The 17,161-nt window shown below is 60.8% G+C and carries 12 protein-coding genes and 1 pseudogene; 2 read left to right on the forward strand and 11 right to left on the reverse strand.

The annotated features are described in order from the left end of the window. Positions 1-8: 8 nt before the first annotated feature. The 7 genes and pseudogenes from D3879_RS16980 to D3879_RS17010 form a co-directional block, all read right to left on the reverse strand. A pseudogene (locus D3879_RS16980) lies at positions 9-1,384 on the reverse strand (TadE/TadG family type IV pilus assembly protein). Between the two features lie 7 nt (positions 1,385-1,391). Beyond that, on the reverse strand, positions 1,392-1,664 hold the full coding sequence (locus tag D3879_RS16985) for a hypothetical protein (protein WP_119955451.1): 273 nt from the start codon (positions 1,662-1,664) through the stop codon (positions 1,392-1,394). Between the two features lie 25 nt (positions 1,665-1,689). Further along, complete coding sequence (locus D3879_RS16990) at positions 1,690-3,234, reverse strand: type II and III secretion system protein family protein (protein WP_119955452.1); 1,545 nt, start codon at positions 3,232-3,234, stop codon at positions 1,690-1,692. Between the two features lie 150 nt (positions 3,235-3,384). Further along, a complete protein-coding gene (gene cpaB / locus D3879_RS16995; protein ID WP_119955453.1) occupies positions 3,385-4,185 on the reverse strand; it encodes a Flp pilus assembly protein CpaB in 801 nt (266 codons plus the stop codon). A gap of 12 nt (positions 4,186-4,197) precedes the next feature. Continuing rightward, a complete protein-coding gene (locus tag D3879_RS17000) occupies positions 4,198-5,520 on the reverse strand; it encodes an AAA family ATPase (protein WP_119955454.1) in 1,323 nt (440 codons plus the stop codon). Between the two features lie 15 nt (positions 5,521-5,535). Further along, positions 5,536-6,054 carry an A24 family peptidase gene (locus D3879_RS17005; protein WP_119955455.1) on the reverse strand — a complete coding sequence of 173 codons (519 nt, stop codon included), beginning with the start codon at positions 6,052-6,054 and terminating at the stop codon, positions 5,536-5,538. 29 nt (positions 6,055-6,083) lie between these two features. Further along, a complete protein-coding gene (locus D3879_RS17010; RefSeq protein ID WP_119955456.1) occupies positions 6,084-6,275 on the reverse strand; it encodes a Flp family type IVb pilin in 192 nt (63 codons plus the stop codon). Positions 6,276-6,732: 457 nt separating this feature from the next. On the opposite strand from D3879_RS17010, the gene D3879_RS17015 reads away from it, so the two are divergent. Further along, a complete protein-coding gene (locus D3879_RS17015) occupies positions 6,733-7,611 on the forward strand; it encodes a helix-turn-helix domain-containing protein (protein ID WP_119955457.1) in 879 nt (292 codons plus the stop codon). Positions 7,612-7,910: 299 nt separating this feature from the next. Here the strand turns inward: D3879_RS17015 and ligA are convergent, their stop codons facing one another. The 4 genes from ligA to D3879_RS17035 all read right to left on the reverse strand — a co-directional run bounded on the left by ligA (position 7,911) and on the right by D3879_RS17035 (position 15,610). After that, entirely contained in the window at positions 7,911-10,310 is a 2,400-nt protein-coding gene (ligA, locus tag D3879_RS17020; RefSeq protein WP_119955458.1) for an NAD-dependent DNA ligase LigA, read from the reverse strand. A gap of 84 nt (positions 10,311-10,394) precedes the next feature. Next, positions 10,395-11,228: a cell division protein ZipA gene (zipA, locus tag D3879_RS17025; protein WP_119955459.1), complete on the reverse strand. Its 834-nt coding sequence runs from the start codon at positions 11,226-11,228 to the stop codon at positions 10,395-10,397. Positions 11,229-11,414: 186 nt separating this feature from the next. Beyond that, positions 11,415-14,918 (reverse strand): chromosome segregation protein SMC, encoded by a 3,504-nt coding sequence (gene smc, locus D3879_RS17030; protein ID WP_119955460.1) that lies wholly within the window; start codon positions 14,916-14,918, stop codon positions 11,415-11,417. Positions 14,919-14,950: 32 nt separating this feature from the next. Next, positions 14,951-15,610 carry a GntR family transcriptional regulator gene (locus D3879_RS17035; protein ID WP_119955461.1) on the reverse strand — a complete coding sequence of 220 codons (660 nt, stop codon included), beginning with the start codon at positions 15,608-15,610 and terminating at the stop codon, positions 14,951-14,953. Positions 15,611-15,793: 183 nt separating this feature from the next. On the opposite strand from D3879_RS17035, the gene D3879_RS17040 reads away from it, so the two are divergent. Further along, positions 15,794-16,930, forward strand: a complete 1,137-nt coding sequence (locus D3879_RS17040; protein WP_119955462.1) for an alkane 1-monooxygenase — start codon at positions 15,794-15,796, stop codon at positions 16,928-16,930. Positions 16,931-17,161: the final 231 nt, after the last annotated feature.

Genomic DNA, 17,161 nt, shown 5'->3' on the forward strand with positions numbered 1-17,161 from the left:
GAGGCCTCCTACGAGTCGGTGCTCGGCGTCGAGACGCCATTGATATAGGTCTTGTACAGCTGAATGATCTGCGGGCCCGTGTCATCCGCCGGGGTGGGGCCGGCGACGTTGTCCCCTTCGCAGTCCTTAACGAACTGGCCGAAGATATGCGACTCATTACCCTTCTGTTCCGCCGGCTGCAGGACAAAGAAGCAGCCAAAACCTAGAACTGGCACCTGAGCCTGACCGCCATCCGTACCCGAACACTGGCCGATTACGATCTTCAGGATGCGCCGCTCGGCGGCGCCGACGCAGTTGGCTCCCGGGAGAACACAAGTGCCGTAAGGGCCTTCAGGATCATCCCAGTCGTTGTAATCGAACACACCTTTGACGGTGCCGGTTGACGGGTCGGTATAAGTAATGTTGCCTTGAGCATCGGTTTGCAGCGGCGCGCCACCGGTGTTGTCGCGACCAGTTCCGCCGAACACGAAGGTCTCACCATCGGCGAGTAGCCCTATCGCAGGATCGTTACCGGCCTTGCTGTAATCAGTTTCCCAATCAGGGGGGTAGGTGCTGGAATTAAGGCCCCCCCCGTACTCACCAAAGCGCGTATTCAAGCCTTGAATTGCAGGGCCGACCGTGTTGCCGGGCTTGGTTTGGACTGTGTCCCCCGCGCATATCGTGCCCCCCCGGCCATTAGGTCACGAACGGTGTTCCCACCCGCACCAAAATCGAGCAACTGAAAATTGCCGGGGCCAATACCTGAGCTATTGTTTTCAGCCGTCTTCAATACCTCCAACGCACCGAATTGATAGCCAAAGAAGCTGTTGGGTTGGGGTACGCCGCAGACCATCAACGGGGCTAGATCGCAGGGGCTGGTCGGGCTCGGCCCGGCGGTGGCGATAGCCGCCACGGCCTTAGCGCCCAGGTTGCCATTAGCAAACGACTGGGCGAAGTTCCAGAAAAAACCGGTCAAGCCATAGCTCGGCACCGACACCCGCACATAGCGAGCATCCACAGGTCCGGGGAAGGAGAAGGGGCCGTAGACACTGTTAGCCAGCTCCACCACCGCGAAACCGGCGACATTACCGCCGATGGCCGCCGCCAGCTCTTTATTGCCGATGGCATTGGCATTGCGTATCAGGGTATCCCGTGCGGCGTCCCGCGTCAGGCTGGCCGCACCGGTTGCACCCAGTACCTGGCTCAACGTCTTGGCCCCGCTCAGCGCCGCCGCATCCACGGCATTTTGCAGACGGGTCTTGTTCACCAGCATATGGCCGCCGTCCAGGGCCAGCGCCGCCATGAGCAGGATCGATGCCATGGCGATCACGATCAGCACTATCACCGCCCCCCGCTGGCGTTTCGGCAGCGCGGTGAACGGCCGTTGGATACGGGGGTTCATCATCAAGCCCTCAGTTGCCGATATTGATCTGGATCGGCTGGCCGACCTGGGCCGCGTCGCCGGTCACCCCGCGGTAGCCGTCCAGTACCTTTTCCGTCAGCGGGCCATCGGTGCCGGTGGGCGAAACTTCCGTACCCGGGTTGGCGGCCCGCTCCTTGTCGGCGATTTGTTGGTAGCTGGTCTGGTAGACGCTGTAACCCAGCGTGCCGACCCGTCCTTCCTCGTAAGTCATGCAGCCGGAAAGCGCGGACAGCAGCAGACAAAGGGGAATCATGGTTTTCATGGTTGTTGCCTCCACCTTGTTGCGACTAGTTGAGATCATGGCCAAAACTGCCACCGCTGACCCCGAGACTGACGGGGACCGGACGCCCTGGCTCACGCCCCTTGGTCTTGCCGAGCAGGTAGAAGTCCAGGTCGCTCGGCTCGACGAATTTCTCGGTGGGCAGCCGCACCGTCTTCGCATCCACCGGCTTGGCCAGGTGCGGCGTCACCAGGATCACCAGTTCGGTTTCGCCATTGATGAACGACTGGCTGCGGAACAGGTGCCCCAGCACAGGGATATCACCCAGCCCCGGGAAGCGGCTGACGAAATCGCGGGTGTTCTCGCTGATCAAACCGGCGATGGCGATGGTCTGGCCATTGCCCAGTTCGACGGTGGACTCTGCGCTGCGCTTGGTCAGCGAGGGAATGACCTGGGCTACCCCATTACCCAGAATGCTGTCCAGGCCGGTATCCAGCACCAGCGAGTTGGCATTGGAAAGCTCGCTCACCGAGACATTCAGGTTGAGGTTGATGCGCCCGGAATCAAGCACCACCGGAAGGAACTTCACCCCGACACCGAACTCCTTGAACTCGATGGTGATGCCATCATCCTCGGTGATAGGCACCGGGAACTCGCCACCGGAAATGAACTCTGCTTGCTGCCCGGTAAGGGTGGTCAGGGTCGGTTCCGCCAATACCTTGGCCGAGCCATTGTCCTTGGACGCCTCCAGCACCACGTTAAAGAGGAATTCGTCCGAGAGAAACTGGGCAAAAATGCCCTTGCCACCGCCGATCAGGCTGGTCGGATCCAGGATGATCTGCCCGGCGTTATCGGGATCGGGAACAAATCCAATCGGGATCCCACCTGGCCCAACTCCATTATTGAAGCCCCCCGTGGACCAGCGGCTGGAAGAGCCGAAGTCCAGGGCGTTGAAGCGCACGTTGAGATTCTTGACCAGGCTGCGCTGCATCTCCGCCACCTTGACTTCCAGCATCACTTGCTGGCTGCTGCCGACGGTGAGCAGGTTGATCACATCCAGCGTCTGGGTCGGCGCCGCCACGGCGGCTTCGCCCTCACCCTGCACTACGCTCGAGGTTTGCGCGGTGTAGGTCTTGGCCAGCTTGACCGCGGTATCCATGGCCGCTGCACTGGTGACATGACCGCGCAGCACCAGGGCGCCCTGGGCGCTGAACACCTCGATCTTCTCGTTGGGCAGCAACTGGTGCAACTTACCCTTTAGGCTGCCAAGGTCATGCACCACCTCGAGATCGATGCTGTCGATCAGGCGGTTGCGGTTGTCCCACAGCAGCACGTTGGTGCTGCCCAGCGAGCGCCCTAGCAGGTACAACTGGGTCGGGCTGGTGATCAGAATATCGGCGACCTCCGGGTTGCCCACCGATACCTTCTTCACCGGCGCGCGGGTAGTGAGCACCTGCGACTTGTAGATCGGCACCTGGATGCTGCTTGTATTCGCCGCCGGCATCGCACTCACCGCCGGCATTGGCTCGGCAGCCTGCACCGTGGCCAGCAACAGCAGCCATGCGCCCAGGGTGTGCAGCGCGTATGTCCCGAGTCTCTGGATGGTATCCATGTACTACTCCTTGCTTGTTATGCCGCTTGCCTGCTTACCGCCCGTAGGGTGCATTCGCCCACCAGGGCAATGCACCGTTCTACCCCAAACCCGCCGATGCTCAGCGGGATCGCCCCCGGCGCAATGCCTACGGCGATTGCGCCCTACAACTTATAGCTGCGCTTTCGCCACATTGACTTCGGTACCGCGAATCACGGTGATACTGCCACCGCCACCGCCACCGCTACGGCGCACCACCGGTTTGGGTGCGGCCGGAGCCACTGCCGGCTGTTGCGCCAATGGCAGCGGCGGCTTCTTCTGGTTGTCCAGCGGGTTGCGCAGGGCCAGTTGCAGCTTCCCTTCGGTCATCGCCTTGACCAGGATTTCCGCCTGTTTCGGGGCCATCTCCAGGGTCACCGCGCGCACCACCACCGGCTGGGTCTTGTCGGTGCTGGCGGTCTGGTCCACCGCCAGCACGCGCAGATCCTCTAGAATGGTTTCAGCCTCGGCATTGCTGTTGTTGCCAACCTTCTTTGTCGCCAGCACATCGACCCGATTGCCCGGCAGCAGGAAACCACCGACGCCGACCACATCATCGACCCGCACCGTGATCGCGCGCTTATCCCGCTCGATCAGCGAGGCAAGGGTGCTGCCACCGAGGTGCTCGGCCAGGCGCGCGCCGCGGACGATGTCGCCACGCAACATGGAGAAGGTGGCGATCTTGCCCACCACCTTATCGCTGGCATCGAAGGCATCGTCCGGCACCGTGTCCTTGGGCATGCGCACCACAGTGACCTGCTGGGCCTCGACCATCTGCCCGAAAGGAATCTCCACCGTGGCGACCACCACGTTCTGCAGGTTGTCGTCCGGGCTGGCATTCAGCCGTGCGCTCAGCCAGGTATTGGCCATCCAGGCGGCGCCCAGCCCCAGGATCAGGGAAAGGGCAACCAGGGTGAGAGTACGAGAGCTCATGTCTGTATCTCCTTATCCAAGAAAGTCGAGCTGGATGAAGTAATTGCGCCAGGCCCACTCCAGCTCGCTGGGGGACAGCGGCCCGGAACCATCCAGGTAACGCTGGCGGTCCAGCGCCATGCCGAGCAGGTCACGCGGATGGCAGGGCACCAGCGGCATGCCCTCGGCCTCATATAGTCCTTGCAGCACGTAGCGCAGCAGCAGCGGGTCATAGGTTATGCCCAGGCGCTCGGTTTCCTGGCGCCAGATGCGCTCGTACTCTTCCGGCTTGAGGTAGTTGAAGTGCAGCTTGTAGCCAATCCGCCGGAGGAAGGCCTCATCGGCCAGCTCCAGCGGGTTGAGGTTGGTGGAGAACACCAGGATCAGGTCGAACGGCAGCTCGCAGTGCCGCCCGCCGCCGAGGTTGAGGAAGTCGCGCTTTTCCTCCATCGGCACGATCCAGCGATTCAGCAGCTCGGCCGGCGCCATGCGCTGGCGGCCCATGTCGTCGATGATGAACAGGCCGTTGCTGGCCTTGAGCTGCAAGGGGGCCTGGTACTGGCGGGTGAAGGGGTCGTAGCGGATATCCAGCTGTTCCATGCTCAGCTCGCCGCCGGTGATGACGATCGGCCGTTTACAGCACAGCAGCCGACGGTCGATCCCTTCGTTGAGCAGCAGGCTGTTCTGCTGTTCGCCATCATCCAGGCGTTGATGCACCTGGGGGTCGTAGATCTCGATCACCGCTTCGTTGATCGCGATGGCATAGGGCACCCAGATGGCCTCGGCGAACAGGCGGATCAGGCGGCTACTGATATAGGTCTTGCCGGTGCCCGCCGGCCCGTAAATCATGATGGCGCGCCCGGAGTTCATGGCCACACCCAGTTGATCGAGCATGGCCTCCGCGAGCACCACCCCGCCGAAGGCGGAATGCATGTCTTTCGCGGTGATGCGGCCATGGTGGATGGTCTGCACCTTCAGCAGGGAGCGGTAGGCGCTCACCGGATAGGGCGCCGCGCCGATATAGCCGCTGCGCGACAGGGCATCGCGGGCGGCGCTGCGGCCACGATCGGTCAGCCCATAACGCAGCGCCTGGCCACCGGCCTGGCCGAGCACCTCGACGCGGCCATCCTTGCGCAGAAAGGCGAGGATCTCTTCCAGTACCGCGCCGGTCAGCGCCAGACGCTCCACCAGTCGCGGCATGTCCAGTACGCCGGCATCGTGCAGGTGTTTGCACACCAGATCACCGAGAAAATTGTCCGCCAGGCCGGTCTCGCGGATGGTACGCGGCTGCGGAGCCAGCCGCTGCACCGCTTCCCGCTCGCTGGGGTAGGCACCGCTGTCGCTGATGGCATACATGATTGGGCTCCCGAGCTACTGGCCGAAGAGTGGCCAGAAGATGCTGGTCAAAGTGCCGAGCAGGATCGCGACCGAATAGGGGAAAGGCTTGCCCGCCACCTCATCCGCTGCCGGCGCAAAATAGGCCCGTGCCCTCAGCATCAGCCAGTAGCGCCCTAAGGTCTGCTGTACCTGGCCGCGCACGAGCACGATCAAGAACCCGCACAGACCACCTGCAATCAGACTGAAAAACGCCCCCCACAAAGCATAATGGGGAGTTAGAAAACTGCCGACCATGGCCATCAACTTGACGTCGCCGGCGGCCATACCACCCAGGGCATAGAGGGGTAGAAACACGGCGAAGCCGATCAGCATGCCCAGCAATCCATTACCTAGACCGCTGACTCCTGCGGAGTAAGCCTGACCGGCCAAGCCCAAACCAAGCCCCACCAGGATCAGCAGGTTGGGAATGCGGTGGTGACGCAGATCGCTCACCACCACAATGCCCAGCAGCCCTAGCAGCACAATAACTTTAAACATCTGCTCCATAGACATCGCTGCAAATCCCACCGGAAATTATCGTGCTAGCAAGGGGTGCCCGTAACAGCACAACCCAGACTGGTAATGGCGGTGTTCACGTTTGTCCCAAGAGTCACGAACGCGACGACAGCCCCTAGCGTTATCAAACCACCGGCCACGGCATACTCCACGATGGTCAGGCCCTCTTCATCCTTCATAAACTTCATCACCGAACTCTTGATCGCTTGCAGATTCATTTTGCTCACCTCACTCGAGTGTTGTTCTTCCAGGCAGTGCTTCGTGCACCGCCTGGTTGAACCCTAGCCAGGGGGCAACAGAGGGGTTAGGAGTTTTTTGCCGATTGCTTGGACTTTTTTGCACACCCAGGCCGCCGGCATGCATGCGCGCCAAACAAGGTTGCGAGCCAATAAATGAGCGGAGGAAGGACGTGATGGCGCCACGTAAAACTTGGTCACCAGCAAAAAATAAGAATTATTGATAACTAAGACATGGTCCCAGTGACCACGGGGCTTACAGACTGTTTTCCAATGCGGGCGCTCGGGAGACTAGTGCTTCTTACTTGAGAGACCGAAGACGTTATTGCGATTTGATCTTTGCAGCACTGGTAATCTGCCAATAAGACTTTAGTCTGATACTAGACATCAGGACATCAGGACATCAGGACATCAGGACATCAGGCGGAGAGCTAAGCACATGAAGTCTAACTCGTCCCCAAAGCCCTTACTTCTGTGGTTCGATCTGACCCATGATCGATCCACAGAAGAACTCATCGCACAGTTCAATGACTCCTGCGCCTGCAAACTGGCGAAAGAGCCCATGCTTTCCGGCAGGGAGCAGGGCCAGCCGGCAGACATGATCTGCATGCATTTTGATCGCCCCGACGTGCTGGGCCTCAACCTGTTGCTGGAGCTCAAACGCAGCGCGCCCTCCGTCCCTATCACCATGTTCACCGTGCAGCACTCGGAAGAGCTAGCCGTCTGGGCCATGCGCTCCCGAGTCTGGGAATACATGGTGCTGCCCTTCTCGAGCGCTGAGAAGAGCCGCTATCTGCACGCCCTGGAGCAGCTCTGCGAACTGCGCCGTAACGCTAATGGTCACAGCAGGAAGCCGCTGGTCGAGCACCACCCGGCCCTGCCGGACAGTATCCGGCTGACCGCAGAACACCAGAGGCACCGAGCTCTCAACAAGGTGCTGCCATATATCGACCAGCATTTCCGGGACAACATCGACCAGAAGGAGCTGGCGCAGCGCTGCGGCATGACAGCATTCCGCTTCAGCCGCCTGTTCAAGGAGGTGAACGGCCTTGGCTTCATGGACTACATCCTGAACAAGCGCATGGACTTCGCCAAGGAGCTGCTCGAAAACAGCCAGATGCCCATCACCAGCATCGGCTATGAGGCCGGGTTCAAGGACCCTTCCTATTTTGCCCGCGCCTTCAAGCAGTTCGCCGGCTGCACGCCAAGCGAATACCGCCAGGCGCGCCGCTCCGGAGTGCCCGTAGCAGCAGAGCCGGGATTAGATGATGCATTACTAGAGGTGGTCGACAGCCTGATACTGGAAGTCGGGGCCTGACGAACCTGATGCCACGCATGGTGAATTCGCTTACCTATATTGGTATGTAGGCTGGTGTAGAGCGAAGCGATAAAACGGCAGGAAAGCCGTTTTGCACAGCTTTAGCTGCCCGCAGGGCGAGGGGCATGGATGCACCTCATGAAACCCAGCAGGCGGACATTCCCAGCGGCGTAATCCACCACCCCGCACAAGGAGAGGCGTTTATTCAAGACCGAATCATGCAGGCAATCGATTCGCGGTGCCGGCGGAAGCCCCTTCGGGGATTCCACCCTACGATCCGTCATACCGCAATGAAGCTCCTAGCCCAGACTGCCCAGCACAGCCAGAAATTCCGCCTCATCCAGCACCTTCACCCCCAGCTCACTGGCCTTGGCCAACTTCGACCCCGCCCCTGGCCCAGCCACCACGCAATGCGTCTTGGCCGAAACCGAGCCAGACACCTTCGCGCCCAACGCCTCCAGCTTCTCCTTGGCCACATCCCGACTCATCACTTCCAGCGTTCCGGTCAGCACCCAGGTCTGACCTGCCAGCGGTAAGCCCTCGGCGGCCTTCTTCGCACTTTCCCAGTGCATGCCAAACTCACGCAGCTGCGCTTCGATGGCACGCGCACGCTCGGCATTGGCTGGGTTATCGAAAAACTCACGCAGCGACTTGGCAGCCTTCTCGTTCAGCCGCTCGACCTGACGCAGATCCAGCCAGTCGGCATTGATAATGGCGTCCAGTGAGCCAAATTTGGCGGCGAGTTTTTCCGCGCCGGTGGCCGCGATAAACGGGATATTCAGTTTATCGATAAAGCCCGCCAGGCTGGCGCAAGCGGCGAACTCCGGATGCAGGTCACCCTCCTCCTGCAACTCCAGACCGCGCTCCAGCAATTGTGCGATCACCGAGCGGTTGTGCTCGTCCTCGAAGAAACTGTGGATCTCATGGGCGACCTCCGCGCCGACATCCGGCAGATACGTCAGCACTTCCGGCAGCGCCTGCTGGATACGCTGGAGCGAGGCCAGCGCACGGGCCAATACCTTGGCCGTCTCTTCGCCAACATCGGGAATCCCGAGCGCGTAGATAAACCGCGCCAGGGCCGGCCTCTTGCTCTCGGCAATCGCCGCCAGCAAGTTCTTGCTGGACAGTTCGGCGAAGCCTTCCAGGTCGACGATCTGCTCGAAGCGCAGAGTGAAGAGGTCGGCTGGCGACTGCACCAGCCCCTCGTCCACCAACTGCTCGATACTCTTCTCGCCAAGCCCTTCGATATCCATGGCGCGCCGGGAGACGAAGTGAATGATCGCCTGCTTGAGTTGCGCGCCACAGGCCAGACGACCGACGCAGAGATACGCCGCGCCTTCACTAACGGTTTCGCGGCCTTTGCTGCGTTTGATCAGTTGGGTGCGCTCGACGGCCGAGCCACAGATCGGGCACTCGCTCGGAACCTTTACTGTTCTTGCTGCGAGTTCATCCGCAGACCAGTCGGGTCGCCGCTCCAGTACAACCTGCACCACTTGCGGAATCACATCGCCAGCGCGGCGGATGATTACCGTGTCGCCAATCATCAGCCCCAGCCGCTCGACCTCATCCATGTTGTGCAAGGTGGCATTGGAGACCATGACACCGGCGACTTTCACCGGTTTTAGTCGCGCCACCGGTGTGACGGCGCCAGTACGACCGACCTGGAACTCCACCGCCAGCAACTCGGTCAGCTCTTCGCTGGCCGGGAATTTGTGGGCAATCGCCCAGCGCGGCTCACGGGCACGGAAACCCAGCTCGCGCTGCCAGGTCAGATTATTCACCTTGAATACCACGCCATCGATTTCATAGGGCAGCGCGTCGCGCTTCTCGCCGATGGCACGGTAGTAATCCAGGCACTCTTCGGCGCCCCGGGCCAGCTTCAACTCACGACTGATCGGCATACCCCAATCCTTGAGGGCAGCGAGGATGCCAATATGGGTGTCTGGCAGCTCGCCCTGCACTTGGCCGATGCCATAGCAGCAGAACTCCAGCGGGCGGCTGGCGGTAATCTTCGGGTCCAGCTGGCGCAGGCTGCCAGCCGCTGCATTACGCGGGTTGGCGAAGGTCTTGCCTCCGCTTTCCAGAGCGCGGGCGTTCAGCGCATCGAAACCGGCGCGGGACATGAACACCTCGCCACGCACTTCCAGCACGCCAGGCCAGCCGCTGCCTTGCAGCCTGAGCGGGATATTGCGCACGGTGCGCACGTTGACGCTGATGTCCTCACCGGTCGTACCGTCGCCACGCGTGGCGCCACGCACTAGCTGGCCATCGCGGTACAACAGGCTGACCGCCAAGCCATCGAGCTTGGGCTCGCAGCTGTACTCCACGATCGCCCCGCCGCCGAACAGATCGCCCGCGGGCAACTCATCGGCCAAGCCTTCGCGCACACGGCGGTCAAAGTCACGCAAGTCGTCTTCGGCAAAGGCGTTACCGAGGCTGAGCATTGGTACTTCGTGCTTGACCTCGCCAAAGGCCGACAGCGCCAAGTTACCGACGCGCTGGGTCGGCGAATCGGCGGTCACCAGCTCTGGGTATTCGGCCTCCAGAGCCTTGAGCTCGTGGTACAGGCGATCGTACTCGGCATCCGGAATGCTTGGCGCGTCGAGGACGTGATAGCGGTAGTTGTGCGTATCCAGTTCAGCGCGCAGTTCGAGAATGCGGGTAGCGGCATGCTTTGTGGTTGTAGAGGCGTCGGTCATGGTGACTCTCTCGAAAACGAAAAGAGCAGCCTGGGCTGCTCTGCAATCAGTTCCCTCGCCCTTTAGGGAGAGGGGAGCGCTTTGTCAGCGTTTGTGGGTCAGCAGCTTGCGCTCGAACTCGACGATGCGCTGACGGTAATGCTCGATGGTCTGCGCAGTCATGACGCTGCGCTGGTCATCTTTCAGCTCGCCATTCAGCTCGTGCGCGAGTTTGCGAGCGGCTGCAACCATCACATCGAAAGCTTGCTTGGGATGACGCGGGCCCGGCAGGCCGAGGAAGAAACTCACCGCACGGGTGCTGAAGTGGTCGATATCGTCCAGATCAAACGTCCCCGGCTTAACCCCGTTAGCCATGGAGAACAGCACTTCGCCATTGCCGGCCATGCTTTCGTGGCGATGGAAAATATCCATCTCACCGAAACGCAGGCCACTTTCCAGAATGTTCTGCAGCAGCGCCGGGCCATTGAAGCCTTCGCCTTCGCGGGCGACGACGTTGATCACCAACACTTCCTCGACGGGCGGCAAGTCTTTGCTGTCTTCCTGGGCGCTGACTTTGCGCTTCTTCGGCTCAGCGTCATCGACCGGATTGAGCAGCGTCGGTACCGGTTCGTCGAGACCGAGATTGAGATCGCCCTGATGCGGTTCGACCGGCGTGCCCCGGCGGCGATTGAGCTCGCGCGCGCTCATGGCCGGCAGGTCTTCTTCCTCCAGCTTGGGCTCCTGATGACGCCCCAAAACCCGTGGCGGCCCGAGCAATTCCGGGGCGCCATCATCATCCGACAGGTTGGAGAAGTTCCGATCAAGCCTGAACTTCAACTTGCCCTTACCACCGCGCATACGCCGCCAGCCATCGAAAAGAATGCCAGCGATAACAATGATGCCGATGACGATCAGCCACTCCCGCAGACCGATATCCATGTAATTCCGTGACCCCTACTAAAAATAATAATGAAGAAGGGGCACCCGCCCCCAGATTCACAAATAAAAAACCAGTAACAACCGCGCATGGCGCCAACTCCATGTTCTGACAGGCGTTTTCCATGCGTAACGAAAAGTGGGCATTAAGCTAGCACGACGAAAGGCAACTTTACACCGCCAGACGCATCATGCTTCAACCAAAGCCAGTGCTTCCTCCACATCTACTGCGACAAGCCGCGAGCAGCCGGGTTCATGCATGGTCACCCCCATCAACTGATCGGCCATCTCCATGGCGATCTTGTTGTGGGTGATATAGATGAACTGCACCTTCTCCGACATCTCTTTCACCAACCGCGCATAACGACCGACGTTAGCGTCATCCAGCGGCGCATCGACTTCGTCGAGCATACAGAACGGCGCCGGATTGAGCTGGAAGATGGCGAAGACCAGCGCCAGCGCGGTCAACGCCTTCTCACCACCGGAGAGCAGGTGGATGGTGCTGTTCTTCTTGCCCGGCGGGCGCGCCATGATAGTCACCCCCGTATCGAGCAGATCTTCGCCGGTCAGTTCCAAATAGGCGTTGCCGCCGCCGAAGACCTTCGGGAACAGCGCCTGCAGGCCGCCGTTGATTTGCTCGAAGGTTTCCTTGAAGCGGTTACGGGTTTCCTTATCGATCTTGCGGATCACGTTTTCCAGGGTATCCAGCGCTTCAACCAAGTCAGCGTTCTGCGCATCCAGGTAACGTTTACGCTCACCCTGCTGCTGGTATTCGTCGATGGCGGCCAGGTTGATCGGGCCAAGGCGTTGAATCCGCGCGGCCAAGCGCTCCAACTCTTCTTCCCAGGCCCGTTCGCTAGCCTCGGTCGGCAAGGTGGAGAGCACGCCATGCAGGTCGTAATTGTCTTCCAGCAACTGATCCTGAATGGCCTTGCGGCGCACGGTCAGCGCTTGCCACTCCATGCGCTGCTGTTCGAGTTGGCCACGCAGCAGTTGCGACTGCTGCTCAGCCTGAGTCCGGCGCTTTTCGGCATCGCGGAGTTCACGGTCGGCATCTTCCAGAGCCAAACGGGCCAGCTTTAGCTCGTCTTCCACCCCCATGCGCTTGTCGAGCAGCTCTTCGAGCTTCATGCGCAGCTCTTCCAACGGCGCGGCCCCCTCATCCAGGTTGAGGTTGAGCTGTTCGCGCTTTTCACTCAAACGCTCGGCTTGCAACTCAAGCCGCTCGAGGGCCTGACGTGTCGAGTCATGCTGCGCCTTGAGCGAGCCAAGCCGCACGGCCAGCTGATGGGCATGGTCTTTGTGCTGACGGGCTTCCTGGCGCACCCGATCGAGACGTTCGCGCAACTGATCGCGTTGCGCCAGCAGCAGTTCGCGCTGCTCGGTGTCGATGGCCATGGCGTCCAGTGCATCCTGCAGTTGCAGGCGCGATTCGCCCAACTGCTCGTGTTCGATGGCGCGCTGTTCGCCTAGCTCGCTGAGTTCTTCGTCGAGACGGCGACGACGCAGGGTCAACTGCTCGACCTTGGCCTGCCCGGCGGATAGCCGCGCCTTCAACTCGCCCTGCCGGCGAGCTTCCTCCTGTAGGCGGCGACGGTGCTGCTCGCGCGCCTCTTCCTGCTGCTGCTGGGACTCACGCAGCGTCAGCAACCGCTCGTCGAGACTGGCCAAGCCGGCTTCACGTTCCTCGCACTCCAGACCCAGGCGCTCCAGCTCCTGAGCACGGGCCAGCACGCCGCTTTCCGTTTCACTGGCGCGACGTACACGGAGGAAATGCCGGCCAACCCAGTAACCGTCACGGCTGATCAGGCTTTCGCCATCGGCCAACTGACTGCGCCGGGCCAACGCGTCATCGAGGGACTCAACCGGTTTGACCTTGGCCAGCCAGGGCGCCATATCGACGCTGGCCTCAACCTTGTCCAGCAGACTGCCAGCAACCCGCGCGCCACCTTTGGCTGGGCTGACCAGACGCAGATCGCCTTGAACGAAACCCGCCAGATCCAGGCTGGCCAGATCCTGACCCGGAGAGTCGTCTAACAGCACGGCGTGCAGATCGGCGCCGAGCACGGCTTCCACCGCCAACTCCCAGCCCGGCTCGACCCGCAGGCCTTCAGCCAGGCGCGGACGCTCGCTCAATCGGTGCTCGCGCAGCCACTCGGCGGCGCCTTTGCCGGGATCGAGGGCGGCTTGTTGCAATGCTTCCAGCGAGGCCAACCGGCCATTCAGTCGTTGCAACTCGCCTTGTGCCTGCTGCTGCGCCTGACCGGTTTGCTGCAATTCACCACGTAGCTGCTGCAGGCGCTCTGCCTGTTGTTGTTCGGACGCGTGCAGCTCTTCCAGGGTCAGTTCGCTGGTGGCGACTTGTTCACTCAACTCGAGGATTGCCGCGTCTTCCGGGTCTGCCGACAGCTGCACGCGTTCGTCACCCAGACGCCGCTGGCGCTCGGCTAGACGTTCAAGGCTCTGCTCCAGCTGCTGGATGCGCGACTGCTGCACTTCGGCCTGGCGGCGCGGTTCGGCGGAACGCTGGTTGAACCCATCCCACTGCTCCTGCCAGCTGTGCATGGCAGTTTCAGACTCTTCAAGCGCTGCGGCTGCCTCTTCGGCGGCTGCGCTGGTCATTTCCTGATCGGGCGCGAGCAGCGCCAGCTCCTCACCGAGTGTGGCCAGCAGCGTACGGTCGTGGCCGAGGTGGGATTCGGTTTCCAGGCGCGAACGTTCCGCCTCGTTCAGGTCATCCTGCAACTGGCGCAGACGTTGCTGGCCGTGCTGGATACTCTGCTCGACGCGGGCAATATCACCACCGACGGAATAGAAGCGCCCTTGCACCAGATTGAAACGCTCGGACAGCTCATGATGGCCGTCGCGGAAGCGTTCGATGCTGGCATCGGCATTGCGCTGCTCGGCGACCAACGCTTCGAAGCTGATTTCCTGGTTGCCGATCACCGCTTCGCGCTGACCGACCTGCTCGTTCAGCGCCTGCCATTTCAGCGCCGACAGCTGCGCCTTGAGCTGGCGCTCCTCGGCTTTGTATTCCTGGTACTTCTCCGCCGACTGGGCCTGGCGGTGCAGGCGATCGAGTTGGCGCTCCAGCTCTTCGCGCAAGTCGGTCAGGCGCGCGAGGTTTTCGTGGGTGCGGCGGATGCGGTTTTCCGTCTCGCGGCGGCGCTCCTTGTACTTGGAGATGCCGGCGGCTTCCTCGATGAAATTCCGTAGATCCTCGGGCTTGGCCTCGATCAGCTTGGAGATCATGCCCTGCTCGATGATCGAGTAGCTGCGCGGGCCCAGGCCGGTGCCGAGGAAGATGTCGGTAATGTCGCGGCGCCGGCATTTGGTGCCGTTGAGGAAATAGGTGTTCTGGCTGTCACGGGTGACGCGGCGGCGGATGGAAATTTCCGCGTAGCCGGCATATTCGCCGACCAAGGTGCCATCGGAGTTATCGAAGATCAGCTCGATGGAGGCTTGGGTCACCGGCTTGCGGGTGTTCGAGCCGTTGAAGATGACGTCGGTCATCGACTCGCCACGGAGGTTCTTCGCCGAACTCTCGCCCATCACCCAGCGCACGGCGTCGATGATGTTGGATTTGCCGCAACCGTTCGGCCCGACCACCGCAGCCATATTGCTCGGAAAGCTGACCGTGGTCGGATCGACGAAAGACTTGAAGCCCGCCAGCTTGATGCACTTTAGCCGCATAGATCGCCTTCCCTAGCCTGAGCCTCGAGCACTTAGCGTTCAGCCAGCGCGGCGAGAACCATCTGGCAATTGTGCTTGCCGTACGCACTCAGCACTTCGCGGATCTCCAGCGGATCACGGGCAATCACCGCCTGTAGCAAGGCGGCGAAGGCATTGAGGAACTGGCTCATCTCGGTTTTGCGTCGTTCCAACGCCAAGTGATACGTGCGGCTGATGGCCGGCAACAGATTCTCCAGCGTCTCCTGCAAATAGGGGTTATTGGCGAAGGGGAAGGCGGCGCGCATAACGTCGAAGCTATCTTCGACAAAGGTGTCGATGTCCTGACGCTGCGCACTGTCGACCAGACGCTGCTGAATCACCAAGAATGGCGCCAGGTCTTCCTGAATCCGCCAGCGCTCCGCCACGGCATAACCCAGCAGGATGTACAGCTCCATCACCAAGGCGTAGAGGCTCTGTACGTTGTGCGGAGTCAGCTCGGTCACTTGGGCGCCACGGCGCGGCAGGATGGCGATCAGATGGCGGCGCTCAAGTATCAGCAGCGCTTCACGCACGGAGCCGCGGCTGACATTGAGGGATTGGGTGACTTTCAGCTCTTGAATGCGCTCACGTTCTTTCAGCTCACCTCGGATGATGCGCTCCGCAAGGTGGTGAGCAATCTGCTCGGCGAGGCTGTCCGGTGCCTTGAACGTCATGGTTTTCCTTCGAAATCGTGGCTAACGCGCAGGCCGCGAAGTGTAACACAGGGTGTTACCCGGCCAAGGTGACGGTGGGCGGGCTTTCTCACCAAAAGGTGGGCTTGCAAGGGCTAGATTGAAAGATTGATTGTCCTACAATCCTACACGCCCTCCCCATCACAACAATAAATGGAGCCCACCATGTTCGAACGCCTGCCTTCCAGTTGGATGCTCGCCCTAAAGAAAGTCGGCTATTGGATCTGGCTGGTTCCAGTGCTCGGCATTCCTTTGAGTTACTACTGGTCGCAAGGCAGCGCCTATGCCAACGCCTGGGCATATCTGGTGGTCGGCGTCGTTTTCGGGGTGATCCCGTTGCTGGACGTTATCGTCGGTCGCGACCCGGCCAACCCGGATGAAATCGAAGACGTCCCACAGATGGACAAACAAGGCTATTACCGCCTACTGAGCCTGGCCACCGTGCCCTTTTTGCTCGGCATGCTGATCTGGGCGGGCTGGGCGTTCGTCAACTATGAAGCCTGGAGCTGGGTCGGCCAGTTGGGCTGGATTCTCTCGGTCGGCACGGTGATGGGGGCTATCGGCATTACCGTGGCGCATGAGTTCATCCACAAAGACTCACAGCTGGAACAGAACGCCGGCGGCCTGCTGCTCGCCGCAGTGTGCTATGCCGGCTTCAAGGTCGAGCATGTGCGGGGGCACCATGTCCACGTCTCCACCCCGGAAGACGCCTCATCCTCACGCTACGGACAAAGCTTGTATGCGTTTCTACCGCATGCCTATAAGCACAATTTCAGCAATGCCTGGGCCTTGGAAGCCGAGCGGCTAAAGCGTAGAAGCTTGCCAGCCCTGCATTGGCGCAATGAACTGATCTACTGGTATGTCATCAGCGCGTTATTTCTGCTGGGTTTCAGCCTGGCGTTTGGCTGGCTCGGCGTGCTGTTCTTCCTTGGCCAGTCGTTCGTCGCCCTGACCCTGCTGGAGATCATCAATTACGTCGAGCATTACGGGCTGCACCGGCGCAAACAGGACAACGGCCGCTATGAACGGACTAATCCAACGCACTCCTGGAACAGTAACTTCCTGCTGACCAACCTGTTCCTCTTCCACCTGCAACGGCATTCCGATCACCACGCCTATGCCAAACGCCGCTATCAGGTGTTGCGCCACTTCGATGACAGCCCGCAATTGCCCAATGGCTACGCTGGGATGATCGTTCTGGCGGTCTTTCCACCGCTCTGGCGGGCAGTTATGGATCCTCGTGTGCGAGCTTTTTATGCCGGCGAGGAACACCAATTGACCGACTCGCAACTCGCCTCCTGAAGTCACTGGCGGCGCGGTTATAACGCGCGCCGCGGGATCAGAGGTAGCCGCTATCGAAGGCGTTTCGATAGGCCTCGATAAAAACCCGTCAATCGCTATTGGCTAGCGGCCGACGAGACTGGCTCAGTTGCTGGAGATTGCGGCGGGAGGCGACATAACGAGAGAGTCTGCGGCGACACTTGGATGCGCCTCATAAAACCCAGCGATGCCACAGTTGTCACGCTGGGTTTC

This window comes from Pseudomonas cavernicola (genome assembly GCF_003596405.1).
GTDB lineage: Bacteria > Pseudomonadota > Gammaproteobacteria > Pseudomonadales > Pseudomonadaceae > Aquipseudomonas > Aquipseudomonas cavernicola.